The 17,688-nt window shown below is 71.3% G+C and carries 17 protein-coding genes; 7 read left to right on the top strand and 10 right to left on the bottom strand.

Going from position 1 to position 17,688, the window contains the following annotated elements; all coding sequences use genetic code 11:
• Window positions 1-276, bottom strand: a 276-nt coding sequence (locus SSP08S_RS38365) for a response regulator (RefSeq protein WP_019072957.1), incomplete at its 3' end; no start/stop codon positions are given.
• A 415-nt stretch (window positions 277-691) separates the two neighbouring features.
• Between SSP08S_RS38365 and SSP08S_RS62670 the strand changes: the two genes are divergently transcribed.
• Window positions 692-865, top strand: coding sequence for a hypothetical protein (locus SSP08S_RS62670; RefSeq protein ID WP_019072956.1), 174 nt, complete (start codon window positions 692-694; stop codon window positions 863-865).
• A 312-nt stretch (window positions 866-1,177) separates the two neighbouring features.
• On the opposite strand, the gene SSP08S_RS38355 is transcribed toward SSP08S_RS62670, so the two are convergent.
• Together SSP08S_RS38355 and SSP08S_RS38350 are read right to left on the bottom strand one after the other, a co-directional pair.
• Window positions 1,178-1,993, bottom strand: coding sequence for an inositol monophosphatase family protein (locus SSP08S_RS38355; RefSeq protein ID WP_019072955.1), 816 nt, complete (start codon window positions 1,991-1,993; stop codon window positions 1,178-1,180).
• Between the two features lie 8 nt (window positions 1,994-2,001).
• A complete protein-coding gene (locus tag SSP08S_RS38350; protein ID WP_019072954.1) occupies window positions 2,002-3,129 on the bottom strand; it encodes a ferrochelatase in 1,128 nt (375 codons plus the stop codon).
• 272 nt (window positions 3,130-3,401) lie between these two features.
• Here SSP08S_RS38350 and SSP08S_RS38345 point away from each other — a divergent pair, with 272 nt between their 5' ends.
• The 3 genes from SSP08S_RS38345 to sepH all read left to right on the top strand — a co-directional run bounded on the left by SSP08S_RS38345 (window position 3,402) and on the right by sepH (window position 7,416).
• Complete coding sequence (locus SSP08S_RS38345; protein ID WP_019072953.1) at window positions 3,402-4,649, top strand: MFS transporter; 1,248 nt, start codon at window positions 3,402-3,404, stop codon at window positions 4,647-4,649.
• Window positions 4,609-5,928 carry a D-arabinono-1,4-lactone oxidase gene (locus SSP08S_RS38340; protein ID WP_019072952.1) on the top strand — a complete coding sequence of 440 codons (1,320 nt, stop codon included), beginning with the start codon at window positions 4,609-4,611 and terminating at the stop codon, window positions 5,926-5,928. Before SSP08S_RS38345 ends, SSP08S_RS38340 begins: the two co-directional genes overlap by 41 nt.
• Before the next feature lie 462 nt (window positions 5,929-6,390).
• Entirely contained in the window at window positions 6,391-7,416 is a 1,026-nt protein-coding gene (gene sepH / locus SSP08S_RS38335; protein WP_019072951.1) for a septation protein SepH, read from the top strand.
• A 69-nt stretch (window positions 7,417-7,485) separates the two neighbouring features.
• On the opposite strand, the gene SSP08S_RS38330 is transcribed toward sepH, so the two are convergent.
• Window positions 7,486-8,337, bottom strand: coding sequence for a sulfurtransferase (locus SSP08S_RS38330; RefSeq protein WP_019072950.1), 852 nt, complete (start codon window positions 8,335-8,337; stop codon window positions 7,486-7,488).
• A 317-nt stretch (window positions 8,338-8,654) separates the two neighbouring features.
• On the opposite strand from SSP08S_RS38330, the gene SSP08S_RS38325 reads away from it, so the two are divergent.
• Both SSP08S_RS38325 and SSP08S_RS38320 read left to right on the top strand, forming a co-directional pair.
• A complete protein-coding gene (locus tag SSP08S_RS38325) occupies window positions 8,655-9,458 on the top strand; it encodes a VOC family protein (RefSeq protein ID WP_019072949.1) in 804 nt (267 codons plus the stop codon).
• 140 nt (window positions 9,459-9,598) lie between these two features.
• Entirely contained in the window at window positions 9,599-10,018 is a 420-nt protein-coding gene (locus SSP08S_RS38320; RefSeq protein WP_245608035.1) for a DUF4352 domain-containing protein, read from the top strand.
• Here the strand turns inward: SSP08S_RS38320 and SSP08S_RS38315 are convergent.
• From SSP08S_RS38315 to SSP08S_RS38300, 4 genes are all read right to left on the bottom strand, one after another.
• Window positions 10,015-10,662: a thymidine kinase gene (locus SSP08S_RS38315; protein ID WP_019072947.1), complete on the bottom strand. Its 648-nt coding sequence runs from the start codon at window positions 10,660-10,662 to the stop codon at window positions 10,015-10,017. The genes SSP08S_RS38320 and SSP08S_RS38315 overlap by 4 nt on opposite strands.
• A gap of 43 nt (window positions 10,663-10,705) precedes the next feature.
• Window positions 10,706-11,896 (bottom strand): alkaline phosphatase family protein, encoded by a 1,191-nt coding sequence (locus SSP08S_RS38310; protein WP_019072946.1) that lies wholly within the window; start codon window positions 11,894-11,896, stop codon window positions 10,706-10,708.
• The gene (locus tag SSP08S_RS38305) at window positions 11,896-12,483 is read right to left on the bottom strand and encodes a DUF5998 family protein (protein WP_019072945.1); all 588 of its coding nucleotides are present in this window, start codon (window positions 12,481-12,483) and stop codon (window positions 11,896-11,898) included. The genes SSP08S_RS38310 and SSP08S_RS38305 overlap by 1 nt, the downstream gene beginning before the upstream one ends.
• Window positions 12,484-12,601: 118 nt before the next feature.
• Window positions 12,602-15,409: a bifunctional acetate--CoA ligase family protein/GNAT family N-acetyltransferase gene (locus SSP08S_RS38300; protein WP_019072944.1), complete on the bottom strand. Its 2,808-nt coding sequence runs from the start codon at window positions 15,407-15,409 to the stop codon at window positions 12,602-12,604.
• A 187-nt stretch (window positions 15,410-15,596) separates the two neighbouring features.
• On the opposite strand from SSP08S_RS38300, the gene SSP08S_RS38295 reads away from it, so the two are divergent.
• The gene (locus SSP08S_RS38295) at window positions 15,597-15,878 is read left to right on the top strand and encodes an HPr family phosphocarrier protein (RefSeq protein ID WP_019072943.1); all 282 of its coding nucleotides are present in this window, start codon (window positions 15,597-15,599) and stop codon (window positions 15,876-15,878) included.
• Between the two features lie 161 nt (window positions 15,879-16,039).
• On the opposite strand, the gene SSP08S_RS38290 is transcribed toward SSP08S_RS38295, so the two are convergent.
• Together SSP08S_RS38290 and SSP08S_RS38285 are read right to left on the bottom strand one after the other, a co-directional pair.
• Window positions 16,040-16,735, bottom strand: a complete 696-nt coding sequence (locus SSP08S_RS38290; RefSeq protein WP_019072942.1) for a GntR family transcriptional regulator — start codon at window positions 16,733-16,735, stop codon at window positions 16,040-16,042.
• A 187-nt stretch (window positions 16,736-16,922) separates the two neighbouring features.
• Entirely contained in the window at window positions 16,923-17,678 is a 756-nt protein-coding gene (locus tag SSP08S_RS38285; protein ID WP_019072941.1) for a M23 family metallopeptidase, read from the bottom strand.
• Window positions 17,679-17,688 lie beyond the last annotated feature (10 nt).

Here is a 17,688-nt window from a genome sequence, read left to right as displayed (position 1 = left end):
CTCCAGGCCCTCGACACGGTCGCTGACGTCGCCGGACGCCGTGAGCATCAGCACGCGGGTGGGCATGCCGAGCTCGACGATCTTGCGGCAGACGTCGTCGCCGTGCACGAGCGGGAGGTCGCGGTCGAGGACGACCACGTCGTAGTCGTTGACGCCGATGCGCTCCAAGGCGGCCGCACCGTCGTACACGACGTCGACGGCCATGGCCTCCCGGCGCAGTCCGGTGGCCACCGCATCGGCGAGCAGCTGCTCGTCCTCGACGACGAGTACGCGCACGTCGCTTGTCCTTCCTCTGTCCACCCGCGTAGCGCGTTTCGGCGCACGCGGGCAGGGTCTTCGTGGCTGTGTGACCTCCATCCTGCCCTTTTCGGCCATAAGTCGGCTGTAAGGCGGCGGGGCGCAAGATGAAGGTCGGGTATGAGGCCCGGGAATGCGGGATTTTCTCGATGGGTTGAGGTTTCCACCGGAGGGACTGCGGGGAGGACGGCTTTACACCCCGCGATCACGCTCTGCATGTGGCAAGCCACCTTGTGGTACGTCCAACGCTTCCGCAGAGCGGGCGTGGGTGTCCGGCACCGTCGCCGCCCAGCCAGGGCAGCGCTGGGCACCCGCATCCGCAGACGTGATCGCCCCTTCCGAACGGCACACCCCCGTGCCACCCGACCCACGACCCAGGACGAGGGGGCGCAGCATGGACGCATTCACCGCAGGACTTCTGCAGCGCATAAGGGCGACCGAGACCGACCTGACGCGGGCTCGCGACGAGGGCGACGACTTCCTCGTCGAGGTGGAACAGGCCGAGTTGGACGACCTGCGCCGCCTCGCCGCCGACCACGGTGTGGAGGTCAGCGCGACGAGCGTCTGATCAGCGCAAACAGCAGAAAAGCGGAACCCTGGCGAATCCAGCGCCGGGGTTCTGCTGCTTTTTGTCTTTCGGGTAGCCGGGCCGGTGTTGGGCAGGCGCCGTGCGCGCGCACCTCTTTTGGTTCGGTCGCCTTCGGGGCGCCTCAAGCCGGTGTCGAGAGCCCCACCGTGCTCGGCGCTGCGCGCCTCCGCGCGCTGGGCCTCTCGACACCGGCGCGCCCCTACGGCTCCCTCTCGGCCGACGCGTGGGGACAGTGGGAGTGGGTGGGCCCTCGCCGTTGGGTGAGGGCTCGCGCCGTTGGTCTTGTGAGCGTCAGTCGTGCCAGGCGCCGAAGTCCTCCAGGAGGCGCTGGAGGGGTTCGAAGACTCCCGGGCTTCCCGCCACCGCCAGATCACGCCCGGGCCGCTCTCCGGGCCGTCCACCGGTCAGGGCGCCCGCCTCACGGGCGATCAGGTCCCCCGCGCCGAGGTCCCACGGGTTCAGCCCCCGCTCGTAGAAACCGTCCAGCCGGCCCGCGGCCACATCGCACAGGTCGACGGCCGCCGAGCCGCCCCGCCGGATGTCCCGCAGCAACGGGATCAACTTCTGCGCCACATCGGCCTGATGGACCCGCACCTCGGTGACGTAGTTGAAGCCGGTCGACACCAAAGCCTGCTCCAGGGGCGGCGCGGGCCTGCACGCGAGCCTGCGTTCGCCCTCCCACGCGCCCGTGGCCCACGCCCCGCCGCCGAGCACCGCGTGGAACGTCTCGCCGCGCATCGGGACCGCGACGACCCCGGCGACGGTCTCGCCGTCCAGCTCGGCCGCGATGGAGACGGACCAAGTGGGCAGTCCGTAGAGGTAGTTGACCGTGCCGTCGAGCGGATCGATGACCCAGCGGACACCGCTGGTGCCGGTGACGGAGGCACCCTCCTCGCCCAGGAAACCGTCGTCGGGCCGCTGTTCGGAAATCAGGTCTGTGATCAACTTCTCGGCCGCGATGTCCATCTCGGTGACGACGTCGATCGGGCTGGACTTGGTGGCGGCGACCGCGAGGTCGGCCGGGCGGCCGTCCCGCAGCAGCGCGCCGGCCTTGTGGGCGGCCTCCTGGGCGAGTGCCAGCAGTTCCTGGTGGAGGGGGTCGGTCACGGCGCTCCTCATGCGTAGGGGCTGTCGGCGCCCGCGGCGGCGGGACGCGGGGCGCGGGCCGGGCAGCAGCCCACCGGGCAGAGGTTGTGGCTCGCGCCGAGGGCGCCCAGGGCGCAGGGCGTGACCTGCTGCCCGCGCTCCGCTGCGGAGCGCTCCAGGACGAGTTCACGGACGGCGGCGGCGAAGCGCGGGTCGGCTCCCACGGTGGCCGAACGGCGGACCGGCAGGCCCAGTTCCCCGGCCTTGGCCGTGGCCTCCGTGTCGAGGTCGTAGAGGACCTCCATGTGGTCGGAGACGAAGCCGATGGGCGCCATCACGACCGCGGGGACGCCGGCCTTGTGGCGCTCCTCCAGGTGGTCGCAGATGTCGGGCTCCAGCCACGGGATCTGCGGGGCGCCGGAGCGGGACTGGTAGACGAGCTGCCAGGGGTGGTCGATCCCGGTGCGTTCGCTGACCGCGTCGGCGATCAGCCGGGCCACGTCCAGGTGCTCCTCGACGTACGCCCCGCCGTCGCCGTGGCCCTCGACCGGCCCGGAGCTGTCGGCGGCGGCTGTCGGGATGGAGTGGGTCGAGAAGGCGAGATGGGCGCCGGAACGGACGTCCTCGGGGAGGTCGGCGAGGGATTCGAGCACCCCGTCGATCATCGGCTCCAGGAAGCCGGGGTGGTTGAAGTAGTGGCGCAGCTTGTCGACCTTCGGCACCTCGAGCCCCTCGGCCTCCAGGGTCGCCAGGGACTCGGCGAGGTTCTCGCGGTACTGGCGGCAGCCCGAGTACGAGGCGTAGGCGCTGGTGGCCAGGACGAGGATGCGGCGGCGGCCGTCGGCGACCATCTCGCGCAGGGTGTCCGTCAGGTACGGGGCCCAGTTTCGGTTGCCCCAGTAGACCGGCAGGTCCAGGCCGTGATCCGCGAAGTCCTTGCGGAGGGCGTCCAGGAGGGCGCGGTTCTGGTCGTTGATGGGGCTGACCCCGCCGAACAGGAAGTAGTGCTGCCCCACTTCCTTGAGGCGTTCCTTGGGGATGCCTCGCCCGCGCGTCACGTTCTCCAGGAACGGAACCACGTCGTCCGGGCCCTCGGGGCCGCCGAACGAGAGCAGGAGCAGGGCGTCGTAGGGAGTGGCATCGAGCACGTCTGGCATGTCTCCGATCCTGCCACCCGCCACTGACAGCCGGGAAACGCAGGGGTGCCGGGCCGCGAACCCGGGGCTTCCGGGGAGGTGCGCCGGGGGCAGCACGGGCGGGTGCATCGAGCGCGGTACGGGCGGGTGCATCGAGCGCGGTACGGGCGGGTGCAACGGGCCCCACCTGCTCGTAAGCTGTATCAGCCGCATTTGCACCTTACTGAGCCGTCATCACATCGCCGCCCCCGCACCACCGAGCCGCCACCGCGCCCTTTCGACCGGAGTCACCAGTGCCCAGCCCCTACCGCGCCCTGTTCGCCGCCCCCGGCTCCAAGGGCTTCTCCGCCGCGGGGTTCCTCGGCCGGATGCCCCTGTCGATGATGGGCATCGGCGTGGTCACGATGGTCTCCCAGATCAACGGGCGCTACGGCCTCGCGGGCGCGCTGTCGGCCACCATCGCACTGGCCGCCGCCGTGATCGGGCCGCGGATCTCACGGTGGGTGGACCAGTACGGGCAGCGGCGGGTGCTGCGCCCGGCGACGCTCGTCGCGCTGACGGCGGCGGCCGGACTGCTGCTGGCCGCCCGCTTCGGGTGGCCGGACTGGGTGCTGTTCGTGTGTGCCGCCGGGATCGGCTCGGTGCCGAGTCTGGGCGCGATGGTCCGCGCGCGCTGGGCGGCCGTCTACCGGGGCACCCCGCAGCTGCACACGGCGTACTCCTTCGAGTCCGTGGTGGACGAGGTGTGCTTCATCTTCGGGCCGATCATCTCGATCGGGCTGTCCACGGCGTGGTTCCCGGAGGCGGGGCCCCTGCTGGCCGCCTGCTTCCTGGCGGTGGGCGTCTTCTGGCTGACGGCTCAGCGCGCCACCGAGCCAGCCCCGCACCCGCGTGTGAAGGGCGCAGAGGGAGGCGGCTCGGCGCTGCGGGCGGCCGGTCTCCAGGTGCTGGTGGCCACCTTCGTGGCGACCGGGGCGATCTTCGGGGCGGTCGACGTGGTCACCGTCGCGTTCGCCGACGAGCGGGGTCACAAGGGCGGCGCCAGTGTGGTGCTCGCCCTGTACGCGGCGGGGTCCTGTGTGGCCGGGGTCGTGTTCGGGCTGCTGCGCTTCCGGGGAGCGCCCGAACGCCGGTGGCTGCTGGGCATATGCACGATGGCCGTGAGTATGATCCCCCTCCTACTGGTCGGAAACTTGCCGCTTCTGGCCGTGGCGCTGTTCCTTGCGGGACTGTCCATCGCACCCACGATGATCACGACTATGTCCCTCATAGAAGAGCACGTACCTCGCGCGAAGCTCACCGAAGGCATGACCTGGGTGAGCACCGGCCTGGCGGTCGGGGTCGCGCTCGGTTCCTCGGTCGCCGGCTGGGTGATCGACGCAGCCGGAGCGCGGGCCGGGTACGGGGTTCCGGTGGTCGCCGGAGCCGTCGCGGTCGCGGTCGGTTTCCTCGGGTTCCGCCGGCTCAGCAGACCGGCACCGGGTCGGGGAGGCACCGTTGTTGGGCACCACAGCGAGCGCGAAGAACGGCACGTGGCGTAACTGGGGCGGGACGGTCGCGTCCCGGCCCGCGCGGGAGGTCACGCCCGCCTCCGTCGAGGAACTGGCCGCGGCCGTCCGGAGGGCCGGCGAGGACGGTCTGACGGTGAAGGCCGTCGGCAGCGGGCACTCCTTCACATCGATCGCCGCCACGGACGGCGTGTTGATCCGTCCTCAACTGTTGACCGGCATCCGCAACATTGATCGCGATGCATTGACGGTCACGGTCGAGGCGGGCACCCCGCTCAAGAGACTCAACATGGCTCTCGCGCGCGAGGGTCTGTCTCTCACGAACATGGGCGACATCATGGAGCAGACGGTCTCCGGGGCGACCAGCACCGGCACCCACGGCACCGGACGCGAATCGGCCTCCATAGCCGCCCAGATCAGGGGACTCGAGCTGGTGACGGCCGACGGCTCGGTGCTCACCTGCTCCGAGAAGGAGAACCCGGACGTCTTCGCGGCGGCCCGGATCGGCCTCGGCGCCCTGGGCGTCGTCACCGCGATCACCTTCGCCGTGGAGCCCGTCTTCCTGCTCACGGCCCGCGAGGAGCCGATGACCTTCGACGAGGTCACCGGACGCTTCGACGAACTCTGGGCCGAGAACGAGCACTTCGAGTTCTACTGGTTCCCGCACACCGGCAGCACCAACACCAAGCGCAACAACCGCAGCGCGGGCCCGGAGCAGCCGGTGGGCAAGGTGGCCGGCTGGATCGAGGACGAGTTCGTCTCCAACGGCCTCTGGCAGGTGGCCAACTGGGTCGGCCGCGCGGCGCCCGCGAGCATCCCGACCATCGCGCAGATCTCCACCCGGGCCTGGTCCACGCGGACGTACACGGACATCCCCTACAAGGTCTTCACCTCGCCCCGCCGGGTCCGGTTCGTCGAGATGGAGTACGCCGTCCCGCGCGCGGCCCTGGTGGACACGCTGCGGGAACTCAAGGCGATGGTCGACCAGTCCGACTTCAGGGTGAGCTACCCGGTAGAGGTCCGCACCGCGCCCGCGGACGACATCGCCCTGTCCACCGCCTCCGGCCGGGACAGCGCCTACATCGCCGTACACATGTACAAAGGCACGCCGTATCAGGCGTACTTCACCGCCGCCGAGCGCATCCTCACCGCGCACGAGGGCCGGCCGCACTGGGGCAAGGTGCACACCCGGGACGCCGAGTACTTCGCCGGGGTCTATCCGCGCTTCGGCGAGTTCACGGCGCTGCGCGACCGGCTGGATCCTGAACGGCGGTTCCAGAACGACTACTTGCGAAGGGTGCTGGGTCAGTAGCCGTCGGGCGACTCGGGCGGGGAATCGGCCGGACCCGGTTCCCCGCGACGAGCGGGAGGCTCAGATGGTTCCGTTTCGGGCTATTGCGTGAAGTACGCCACTTCCAAGATCGCCCGAACCCCGCTCCGGACCGTCAAGTCCCGTCCCCCACAAGAAGTTGGGTGGCGTGCCAATCCACGCACGTGGTCCAAATGGAGTACTGTTGCGAGCCCTGGGTGCGGTCTCCTGCCAGGGCGTCCGCGGCCTTTTGGACCGCCCAGAGGGGGCCAGTTGCACAGGGTGACGTAGTTGGTCACTTAGCGTTGCGAATAGGTAACCGTGCCATAACGGCGAGTCCGGGCCCGTGCCCGACACGCCGGGCAACTCGGCAAGGTTGTGGCAGGCTGCACCCGGGCAGGCCACACTCGACTAGCGGAAGCAGCGACGCACGTGACGTCGGCAGGCACCACCCGGGAGGTCCCCATGCCCGAACTGCGTGTCGTGGCCGTCTCTAACGACGGCACACGGCTGGTGCTGAAGGCTGCGGACAGCACGGAGTACACGCTTCCGATTGATGAGCGTCTGCGCGCCGCCGTACGCGGCGACCGTCCCCGCCTCGGCCAGATCGAGATCGAGGTGGAGAGCCATCTCCGCCCCCGAGACATCCAGGCACGTATACGTGCCGGCGCCTCAGCGGAGGAAGTCGCGCAACTCGCCGGCATCCCCGTGGACCGGGTGCGCCGCTTCGAGGGTCCCGTGCTCGCCGAGCGTGCCTTCATGGCCGAGCGTGCCCGGAAGACCCCTGTCCGCCGCCCCGGTGAGAACGCCGGACCCCAGCTCGGCGAGGCCGTGCAGGAACGTCTGACGCTGCGCGGCGCCGAGAAGGACACCGTCCAGTGGGACTCCTGGCGCCGCGACGACGGCACCTGGGAGGTCCTGCTGGTCTACCGGGTCGCGGGCGAACCGCACTCGGCGAGCTGGACGTACGACCCGCCCCGGCGGCTCGTCCAGGCCGTCGACGACGAGGCGCGCTCGCTGATCGGCGAGTCCGACGACCTCTCCGCCACCCCCGAGCCCAGCTTCCCGTTCGTGCCGAGGATCGCCCGGCTGCCCCGCGACCGCCCGCTCGACCGTGCCCTGGAGCGCCCGGAGCGTCCCGCGCTGCCGTCGCCCGAGGTGGTCGAGGAGAGCGAGCGCGACTCGCTCACCAGCCTCCTGGAGGCGGTACCGAGCTTCCGCGGCGACATGGTGGTCCCCGAGCGCCCCTCGGAGACCCCGGAGGAGCCCGTCGAGGAACCGGAGGCGGAGGAGCCCCCGGCACCCGCCGCCTCGGCCGGTTCGGCCTATGCGGACGTCCTCATGCCCCGCTCCGTCGGCGCCCACCGCGACCGGCTCATCGGCTCCACCGACCGCCAGGCCGAGGCGGACGGCGTCCGCCCGGGCCGCAGAGCGGCGGTCCCGAGCTGGGACGAGATCGTCTTCGGGACGCGGAGGAAGAAGCAGGAATAGCAGGACAGTTGCTCGTAGGCGAGGGCCCGCTGCAGGTTCGGCAGCGGGCCCTCGCCGTCGTACGGGCGGTTACTGGGGATCAGGACCCACGGCGACCGGTCGCTCCGGGTCCGAGGACCACTCCGACCAGGAACCGACGTAGAGCGCGGCCGGAATGCCGGCGACCGCCAGCGCGAGTACCTCATGGGCGCCCGAGACACCCGAGCCGCAGTACACGCCGACGCCCGCGGCTTCCGTGGCGCCCAACGACTTGAAGCGGGCGGCCAGTTCCTCCGCCGGGAGGAAGCGGCCGTCGGTGCCGACGTTCTCGTTGGTCGGCGCGGACACGGCGCCCGGGATGTGGCCGCCGACCCGGTCGATCGGTTCCACCTCGCCCCGGTAACGCTCTCCCGCGCGGGCGTCGAACAGGACCCCGCTGCGGGCCAGTGCGGCGGCTCCGTCCGCGTCCAGGAGCTGCACGGCCCCCGGCTCCGGCGCGAAGTCGCCCTCGGCCGGCGTCGGCGTATCCGTCTCCAAAGGACCCTCCCAAGAGGGAAGGCCCCCGTCGAGGACCCGCACGTCCGGGTGACCCGCCCAGCGCAGCAGCCACCACGCGCGGGCCGCCGCCCAGCCCTGACCGCCGTCGTACACGACGACCGCGCGGTCGGCCGATACGCCCGCCCGGCGCATCGCGGCGCCGAAGCTCGCGGTGCCGGGGAGGGGGTGCCGGCCGCGGGCGCCGGGGGCCGAGGCCAGCTCCTGGTCGAGGTCTACGTAGACGGCGCCCGGGATGTGCCCGGCCGTGTACTCGGCGCGTCCGTCGAAGGGCGGTTCACCTGCGGCCTTCGCGACGCTGAGCTGCCAGCGGATGTCGAGGAGGACCGGCGGGGTCGTCCCTGCCAGAGCGCTCGCCAGTTCGGGTGCGGAGATGATGGCGTTCATGGCCACCATCCTCGCGCAAGGGGTGGCCGACACGGCCGGGTCCGACTACTCTGCCCGCCGGACAGTCTCGATCACGAGGCGTACGGGATCGAGCACATGGTGTACAACCGATGGACACCCCACGGCAATCAACCAGAAACGGACGAGGGGCCACAGACCGGGCATCCTCCGTACGTGGGCCGCCCGTCGACGGCGCGGCCGGGGCGCGCGGCGCCGCAGGGGGTGCGAGCATCGGCTCGGGGCGTGACGCGGTTGCGGCACGCGGATCCGCAGTGCGGAAGAAACGGCCACCGCGAGGGGCCGAGGAGAAGGTGACGATGACCGAGGCACGGGGGTCGGCCGGCCTGAACGGCGACACGCACACTCGGCGTACGCAGGGCACACCCTGCTGGGTGAGTCTGATGGTGCACGGCATGACGACGACTCAGGAGTTCTACGGGGAGCTGTTCGGTTGGGAATTCCAACCCGGTCCCCATCAGCTCGGCCCCTACGTGCGGGCCCTGCTCGACGGGCAGGAGGTGGCCGGCATCGGCCAGCTGCCGCCGGACCGGCATCTGCCCATCGCCTGGACGCCGTATCTCGCCTCGGACGACGTGGACCAGACGGCCGAGACGGTACGGATGTGCGGCGGCACGGTAGGGGTGGGCCCGCTGGACGCGGCCGAGGCCGGCCGCCTGGCCATCGGCTCCGACCCGTCGGGGGCGGTGTTCGGCATCTGGCAGGTCGCGGAACACCTCGGCACGTCCATCACGGGCGTCCCCGGCACCCCCGCCTGGAACGAGCTGCTGACCTTCGAGACCGCGAGCGTCGCCAAGTTCTACGAGGCGGTCTTCGGCTACGAGGAGGTCCCCGTCGAGTCCGCCGACCTCGACTACGTCACCCTGCACCTGGACGGCACCCCGGTGGCCGGCATCCACGGCGTCGGCACCGCCCTCCCCCGCGACCGGGGCCCGCACTGGATGACGTACTTCGAGGTCGCCGACACGGACGAGGCCCTTCGCCGCGTCACAGCCCTCGGCGGCCACACCCTCGAACCACCTCACAACAGCCCCCACGGCCGCGTGGCCACGGTCGCCGACCCCGAGGGCGCGATGTTCTCGGTGATCCAGGGGCCGCGGTAGCTCTTCGGGTCGCTTCCAGGGTGGTGCGGGCGGATCATGGGGCTCATCAGCCGCTCCGCACACCTGGAGGAGCGATGCTTCGTCGTACGGCACCGCTGTTGACTTGCCTACTGGCAGTTCCGGCGCTGGCTCTGGCGCCGGTGTCCGACACCAAGGTTGGAGACACGCTGAGTCTCACCGGCATCAACACCGGTGAGAAGCTCGACGTGACGGTCGTGAAGGTCGTCGATCCGGCCGGCGCCGGGCCGTACGACCATCCTGCCTCCGGGGACCGTTTCGTATCCGTGCAGGTCAAGCTCAAGAACACGGGCACCGCTGTCTACAAGGACTCGCCGTCCAACGGGGCGACCGTGATCGACAAGGACGGACAGCGGTTCACCGCATCGTTGAACAATTCAACGGCCGGTCCGCCGTTCCCGGGCGCTATCACGATCGGCACCGGGAAGACAGCCCTCGGCTTCATCACGTTCGAGGTGCCGAAAACCTCCCGTGTCGTCACCGTCCAGTTCGCCATGAACAGCGGTTTCTCCGACGACGTCGGCGAGTGGCAGGTGCACTAGGCCGACGTCATCGGCAGTACATCCGGTGACAGCGCCGCCGCCCGTGCCGTGGCCGACGTCATGCGGCGGCGGTGGTGGCGGCGGCACAGGACCTCGTAGCCGACGGCTTCGGACTGGTTGACGTCGCCGACGACGACCTGGGCGCCCTCGACGACCATCTCGCCGCCTATCGTGCGGGCGTTGTGGGTGGCGCGGGCGCCGCACCAGCAGAGGGCCTCCACCTGGAGGACCTCGACTCGGTCGGCGAGTTCGACGAGGCGTTGGGAGCCGGGGAAGAGCTTGGAGCGGAAGTCGGTGGTGATGCCGAAGGCGTAGACGTCCAGGCCCAGGTCGTCGACCACGCGGGCGAGTTGGTCGATCTGGACGGGTGCCAGGAACTGCGCCTCGTCGGCGATGACGTAGTCCGCGCGGCCCCCCTGGGAGAGGTGGTCGACGAGATACGCGTACAGGTCCTGCTCGTCCTCGACCTCCACCGCGTCGGTGACCAGGCCGAGGCGTGAGGAAAGCTTTCCCTCGCCCGCGCGGTCGTCCCGCGTGAAGATCACCCCTGCCAGGCCGCGCGCCGAGCGGTTGTGCTCGATCTGGAGCGCCAGGGTCGACTTCCCGCAGTCCATCGTTCCGGAGAAGAACACCAGCTCGGGCATGGGAAGTTGAGCACCTTTCGGCAAACAGGAGGACGGTGGGGCTTCAGGAGCGTACTTCGAGGAGGGGGACCAGCTGTTCGGCAGGGGTCATGGAACCGTGGTTGCCGACCATCGCCGACTCCTTCGGCTCCCGCTCGGATGCGATGACCAGGACGTCGTCCCGGGCCGCCACGATCACGTCGCCGAGGCGGTCGTGGACGCGCCGGTCGATCGTCGGGCCGAACCAGCCCGCCGTGATCGCCTCGTCCCTTGAGGCCACCCAGAACTGTTCGCCGAGGACCTCGCGCCAGCAGGTCAGTACGTCGTTCTCGGCGCCGCGGACCGCGTAGACATGGCGGGCGCGGCCCTCGCCGCCGAGGAGGGCGACCCCGGCGCGCAGCTCCCAGTCCGCGTCGAAGTCGATGCGGTGCTCCTCGTCGAAGGGTACGTCGATCATGCCGTGGTCGGCGGTGACGTAGAGGGCGCTGCGCGGCGGCAGTTGCTCGGCGAGGCGCTGGACGAGCCGGTCGACGTACATGAGTTGGCCGCGCCAGGTGTCGGAGGCGACGCCGTAGCGGTGGCCCGCGCCGTCGAGTTCGGCGTAGTACGTGTAGACCAGGGAGCGGTCCCCTGCGGCCAGTTGTTCGGCCGCGAGGTCCATGCGCTCCTCGCCGGTCAGCCGCCCGAGGAACGTTCCGCCGCTGAGCGCGACCTTCGTCAGCGGGGTGTTCTGGAAGGTGGGGGACGACACCTGGGCGGCGTGCACGCCCGCGTCCTGGGCGAGTTGGAAGACCGTGGGGTACGGCTGCCAGGACTTCGGCTCGGTCCACGGCTGCCAGCGCAGCTGGTTCATCAGCGCGCCGGTGTCCGGGTTGCGCACGGTGTAGCCGGGCAGACCGTGCGCGCCGGGCGGCAGGCCGGTGCCGACGGAGGCGAGGGAGGTCGCGGTGGTCGCCGGGTAGCCGGCGGTCAGCGGGCGTCCCGTGCCGCCGCGCGAGCTGCCCAGGAGCGCGTGCAGGTAGGGCGCCTCGTCGGCGTGGTCCTTGATCTGCTCCCAGCCGAGGCCGTCGACCAGGAAGACGCAGTTGCGGTCGGCCGCGGTCAGTTCCGGGATCGCCGCGGTCGTACCGGGTACGCCCATGCCGGCGGCCAGCGTGGGCAGCAGGTCGGCGAGGGAGCCGGAGCCGTACTCGGGGACGGGCGCGGAGGTGACGGCGAGGGGTTCGGGGTGGTCCCAGGTTGCGGGCTGCGCCATCAGCGGGGTACGTCCGCGGTCGCCTCGGAGAGCGACTGCGCGAAGGCGAGAGTCTGCTGCACCGTCTCCGGGCCGTCCCCGGCCTCGCTGACGCGCAGGCTCAGGTCGTCCGCCGTCGAGTTGCCCGTGTAGCCGTGGTCGGCCTCGCAGTTGGGGTCACCACAGGCCGCCGGCTCCAGGTCGATCCGGGAGACGGCGCCCCAGCCGATGGTCAGCACGACCTCGCGGGGCGGTGTGCCCGGCTTGTACGACTCCGGGTTGGCGACCACGCGGCTGAGCACCACCGACGAGATCCGGCCGATCTTCACGGACTCCGTGGACGTCGTGGCGTACGGCGTCGGGGACGTGCTGTCGGCGGCCTGCTCGTCGGTGTGGCTGACGATGAAGCGGTTGCCGGTGAGGACCAGCACGGTCACATGCCGGCGCACCTCGTTCTGGTCGAACGTGGTCTCCTGGTGGACCAGGAACGACCGGATCGGCTCGCCGCCGACGGCGGCCTCCACCGCCTCGGCCACGAGGGCCGGGTAGTAGCCGCTGCGCTCGATCGCCGCACGCAGCCCCTGGGTCGTCGTACTGGTCTTGGCCATGACGTCCATCCTACGGTGGCCCACTGACTGCGAGGCACCGCCGAGCACGGTCTTGTCACAGCCGTCTCAGTACACAGGACCAGCACCCGGAAGCGCCGATCCGCGCGCGGGAGGTCCGTCAGTACACGGGAAGCGTCCTCGGGCCGAGGTCGTCGCGGACCGGCGGCGGTGCCAGGCGGACGGAGGCGCCGAGCACGCTCAGACCGTGCGCGGCGACGACGACCGGCTCCAGGGTCACCGCGACCACCTCGGGGTGGTCGTCGACCAGCCGCGACACCCGCAGCAGCAGCTCCTCCAGGGCAGGCGTGTCGACGGGGGTCGAACCGCGCCAGCCGAAGAGGAGGGGTGCCGTCCGGATCGACCGGATCAGCGAGGCGGCCTCCCGGTCCGTGACCGGAACCAGCCGGTGCGCGGTGTCCCCGAGCAGCTGCGAGGCGGCTCCGGCGAGCCCGAACGACAGCACGGCCCCCGCCGCCGGGTCGATGACGGCCCGTACGACGGTGTCGACCCCGCGGGGCGCCATCCGCTGCACCACCGGCCGCAGCTCCTCCGGCCTGCCGAACAGCTCGCCCAACTCGGCGTACGCCCGCCGCAGTTGCTCCTCGTCCGCGAGATCCAGGCGTACGCCGCCCAGGTCGGCGCGGTGGCGCAGGTGCGGGGCGGTGGCCTTGAGGGCGACCGGGTAGCCGAGGGCGCGGGCTGCCTCGGCGGCGGCATCGGGGGTGGGCGCGGGCAGCGCGCGGTGCACGTCGACGCCGTACATGCCGAGCAGTTCGCAGGTCTCGTCGACGCCGAGCGTGAGGCCCTGCCCGCGCGCGAGGAGCCCGCCGATCAGTCCGGCGGCCCCCTTCTCGTCGATGTCCTCGTACTCGGGAACCCGGCCGGGGTCGACGGCCTCGCGCCGCCACTGGGCGTACTTCACGGCTTCGGCGAGGGCGCGGACCGCGCGTTCGGCGGCGGGGTAGGCGGGGATGAGGCCGACGCCTTCGGAGGCCTGCACCGCGCTGGGCGGTCGCTCCTCGGAGCGCTGGGAGTCCTCCCGCCTGGAAACGGCCCGCGGTGCCGTACTGGTCGCCGCCGACAGCGCCGCCGCGAGCCCCCCGAGCTCCACATGCACCACCAGTACGGGCTTCCCGGGGACGGTCTCCGCCGCCGACCGCAACGCCTCGGCCAGCGCCGCGTCCTCCGCCGGCCCCTCCCCCACGGCGGGTATCGCGGTCACCACGACCGCGTCGCACGCCTCGTCGGCCAGCGCCTCCGACAGCGCCCGGTGGAAGTCCCGCGCGGAAGCCGCCGTGGTGAGATCCAGCGGAGGGAGCGGGCGCAGCCCCTCGGAGAGGCACGCGTCGTACGTCAGCAGTCCCAGCGACTCGGAGTTCCCGAGGATCGCCACCCGTGCCCCGCCGGGCAGCGGCTGGCGCGCGAGCAGCAGCCCCGTGTCGACGAGTTCGGTGATCGTCTCGACGCGGATCACTCCGGCCTGTCGCAGCAGCGCGGACACCGTGGCGTGCGGCAGGCGTGTCGCGCGTACGGCGTGTCCCTGGGGAGCGGATCCGGCGCCCTGGACCACTACGAGGGGCTTCGCCGCGGCGGTGCGCCGGGCGAGGCGGGTGAACTTGCGGGGGTTGCCGATGGACTCCAGGTACATGAGGGCTACGTCGGTGTCGGGGTCGTCGTACCAGTACTGGAGGACGTCGTTGCCGGACACGTCCGCGCGGTTGCCGGACGACACGAACGTGGAGACACCCGTGACGCCGGTGACGCCGCCGCCCCGCCGGTGCAGCCGGGAGAGGAGGGCGATGCCGATGGCGCCGGACTGGGCGAACAGGCCGATGCGTCCGGGGCGCGGCATCTCGGGAGCCAGGGACGCGTTCAGCCGTACGTCTACGGCGGTGTTGATGACCCCGAAGGCGTTCGGCCCGATGATCCGCATGCCGTACGTGCGCGCGTGCCGGACGAGTTCGCGCTGGCGCTCGCGTCCCTCGGGGCCGCTCTCGGCGTAGCCGGCGGTGACCACGACGAGCCCCTGCACCCCGTGTTCGCCGCACTCGGTGACGACCTGGGGGACGTGTTCGACCGGGACGGCGACGACCGCGAGGTCGACGGGGCCTTCGATGTCGCGCACCGAGCGGTGGGCCGGCACCCCGTCGAGTTCCTTCTGCCCTTCGGGGAAGGCCTTGTTGACGGCGTACAGGTCGCCGGTGAAACCGGCGTCCCTGATGTTGTCGAGCACGCTGCGGCCGACCCCTCCGGGGCTGCGGCCGACGCCGACGACGGCGACCGAGCCGGGCACCAGCAGCCGTCGTACGGACCTTGCTTCGGCGCGCTGCTCCCGCGCGCGCTGCACGGCGAGGGAGCGGTCGGTGGGTTCGAGATCGAACTCCAGGCGTACGACGCCGTCCTCGAAGCTGCGCTTCTGGGTGTAGCCGGCGTCCGTGAACACCTTGATCATCTTGTTGTTGGCGGGCAGCACCTCGGCGGCGAAGCGGCGGATGCCGCGCTCGCGGGCGACGGCCGCGATGTGTTCGAGGAGGGCGGAGGCGACGCCCCTGCCCTGGTGGGCGTCCTGCACCAGGAAGGCGACCTCGGCCTCGTCGGCGGGGGCGGACGCGGGACGCCCGTCGGCACTAATGCGGTCATAGCGTACGGTGGCGATGAACTCGCCGCCGACGGTGGCCGCGAGTCCCACCCGGTCCACAAAGTCGTGGTGCGTGAAGCGGTGGACATCCTTGGCGGACAGGCGAGGGTACGGCGCGAAGAAGCGGTAGTACTTCGACTCGTCGGAGACCTGCTCGTAGAAGCTGACCAGGCGATCGGCGTCGTCGACGGTGATGGGCCTGACGCGCGCGGTACCTCCGTCGCGCAGCACGACGTCGGCTTCCCAGTGGGCGGGGTACTCGTGCCGGTCCGACGAGGTCTGCTGCATGGGCCCCAGCGTACGGCTCGCGTCCGACAACGGCGCGAGGCAGTCTGTGGGGAAAGCAGCGAGGGGAAGTGGGGCCGAGGCCGCGGTCCGACACCCCTTTCCGGACGGTCCGCGAGGCCGCTCCGGGCTCGCTTCACGTGTGGGAAACTGGTCTAGACAACCCTGAGACTCTGAAGGGCAGCATCACATGGCTGAGCGCCGCGTCAACGTCGGCTGGGCGGAGGGCCTTCACGCCCGTCCCGCCTCCATCTTCGTCCGGGCCACCACGGCCGCAGGTATCCCCGTGACGATCGCCAAGGCCGACGGCAACCCCGTCAACGCGGCCTCCATGCTCGCGGTCCTGGGCCTGGGCGCCCAGGGCGGCGAGGAGATCGTCCTCGCGTCGGACGCCGAGGGCGCGGACGCGGCCCTCGACCGGCTGGCGAAGCTGGTCGCTGAGGGTCTCGAGGAACTCCCCGAGACCGTCTGAACAACCCGCAATTGATGGTTGCGGTGATTTCGCCGCAAAACCGATGTGCCGCAACCTCGAAGGGCTCGCCCGAATTACCGGGCGAGCCCTTCGCAATTCCACTTGCGGGCAGCAGAAATAATCCCCCGCGAATTATCCCCTCTTTGTATACGGCGCCCTTGTTAATGCCGGAGGCCCGACATGTTTACGGGAGGTTGCGAAGTCCTCACACGGTCCGTGCCGTTCGCGCCGCCGGGAAAGCGCAGCCGGTGCGCGGTGCCCGCGCGCTCGGTGTGCAGGGCCGTGATCGCCCGCGCGCGCTCGGCGTCGCCGCGCGCCACGGCGTCCACGATGGCCCCGTGCTCCGCCCAGGACTCCACGGGGTTGGCCGGCGCCTCCACCGCGTACATCCACGCGATCTTGTGCCGCAGCTGGGTCAGCATCGAGGTCAGGGCGGGGCTTCCGGAGGCCTGGGCCAGCGTCTCGTGGAACCAGCTGCCCAGGGAGCGCAGATCCTCGCTGTTGCCCCTCCTGGCGCGCTCCTGGCCCAGCCTGACGAGGCCGCGCAGCACCTTGAGGTGGGCCTCGGTGCGCCGCTGGGCGGCCCGTGAGGCGCCGAGCGGCTCCAGCAGCATCCGCATCTCCAGCAGGTCGGCGGCCTCCTGCTCGGTCGGTTCCGCGACGCACGCGCCCGCGTGCCGCCGGGTCACCACGAACCCCTCCGCCTCCAGCGTGCGCAGGGCCTCCCGCACGGGGACGCGCGAGACGCCGTACCGGCGCGCGAGGAGTTCCTCCGTGAGCCGGCCGCCGCGCTCGTAGACACCGGCGACGATGTCGTCCCGGATCGCCGTGCATACCGAGTGCGCCGGAATACGCATGTCCGACCTCCGCCTTAATCCCCGTGAAACGTCGACGATTGACGTGTGTTCCGTGACTCTATTGCAATCAGCGGGAATTTCCGATGGCGGACCGGAATCCATGGATATTTTTTGGACAGGAGGGGTCCGGAAACGCCGAAAGCCCCGGCCGACGGGCCGGGGCTCCGGGAAGTGCGGTGGTGCGTCGTCAGACGTTGACGCCGTGCTTGCGGAGGTAGGCGACGGGGTCGACGTCGGAGCCGTACTCGGCGGTGGTGCGGGCCTCGAAGTGGAGGTGCGGTCCGGTGACGTTGCCGGTCGCCCCGGAGAGGCCGATCTGCTGGCCCGGGGTGACCTTCTGGCCGACGGAGACGCCGATGGACGACAGGTGGCCGTACATGGTGTACATGCCGTCGGCCATCCTGATCACGACCTCGTTGCCGTACGAGCCGCCCCAGCCTGCCTCGACGACGGTGCCGGAGCCCACCGCGTGGACGCTGGTGCCGGTCGAGGCGTGGAAGTCGATGCCCGTGTGGGCGCCGGAGGACCACAGGGAGCCGCCGGTCTTGTAGCCGGTGGACACATAGGAGTTGGCGACCGGCGCGACGAAGGTGTTGAGCCTCTTGCGCTCGGCCTCGCGGGCGGCGCGCGCCTGGGCCTCGCGGGCCGCCTCGGCCTGGGCGGCGGCCTTGGCGCGGGCGGTCTCCTCGGCCAGCGTCTCGGCGGCGGCCTGCTGCTGGGCGACGGCCTGGGCGTCGATCTTCTCGGCCACGGCATCGCCCATGGCGACGACAGGGGTGAGGCCGGTCTGTTCGGGGGTGGGCTCCGCGGCGAACGCCGGGGCGGCGGCCAGGGTGCCTACGACGCCGGAGGTGGCGAGAGCCGCGACACTCGCGGCGCGAACGGTGGTGCGGTGGGTCCGGCTCGGGCGACGGTGCTTCCCGGTGGCGCGGGTGAACGCCATGAAGTGGCTG

The organism is Streptomyces hokutonensis, assembly GCF_000376565.1.
In the GTDB taxonomy this organism is placed as follows: Bacteria; Actinomycetota; Actinomycetes; order Streptomycetales; family Streptomycetaceae; genus Streptomyces; species Streptomyces hokutonensis.
Note: the sequence above shows the minus strand (reverse complement) of the source record. Positions and strands in the feature narration are given on the sequence as shown.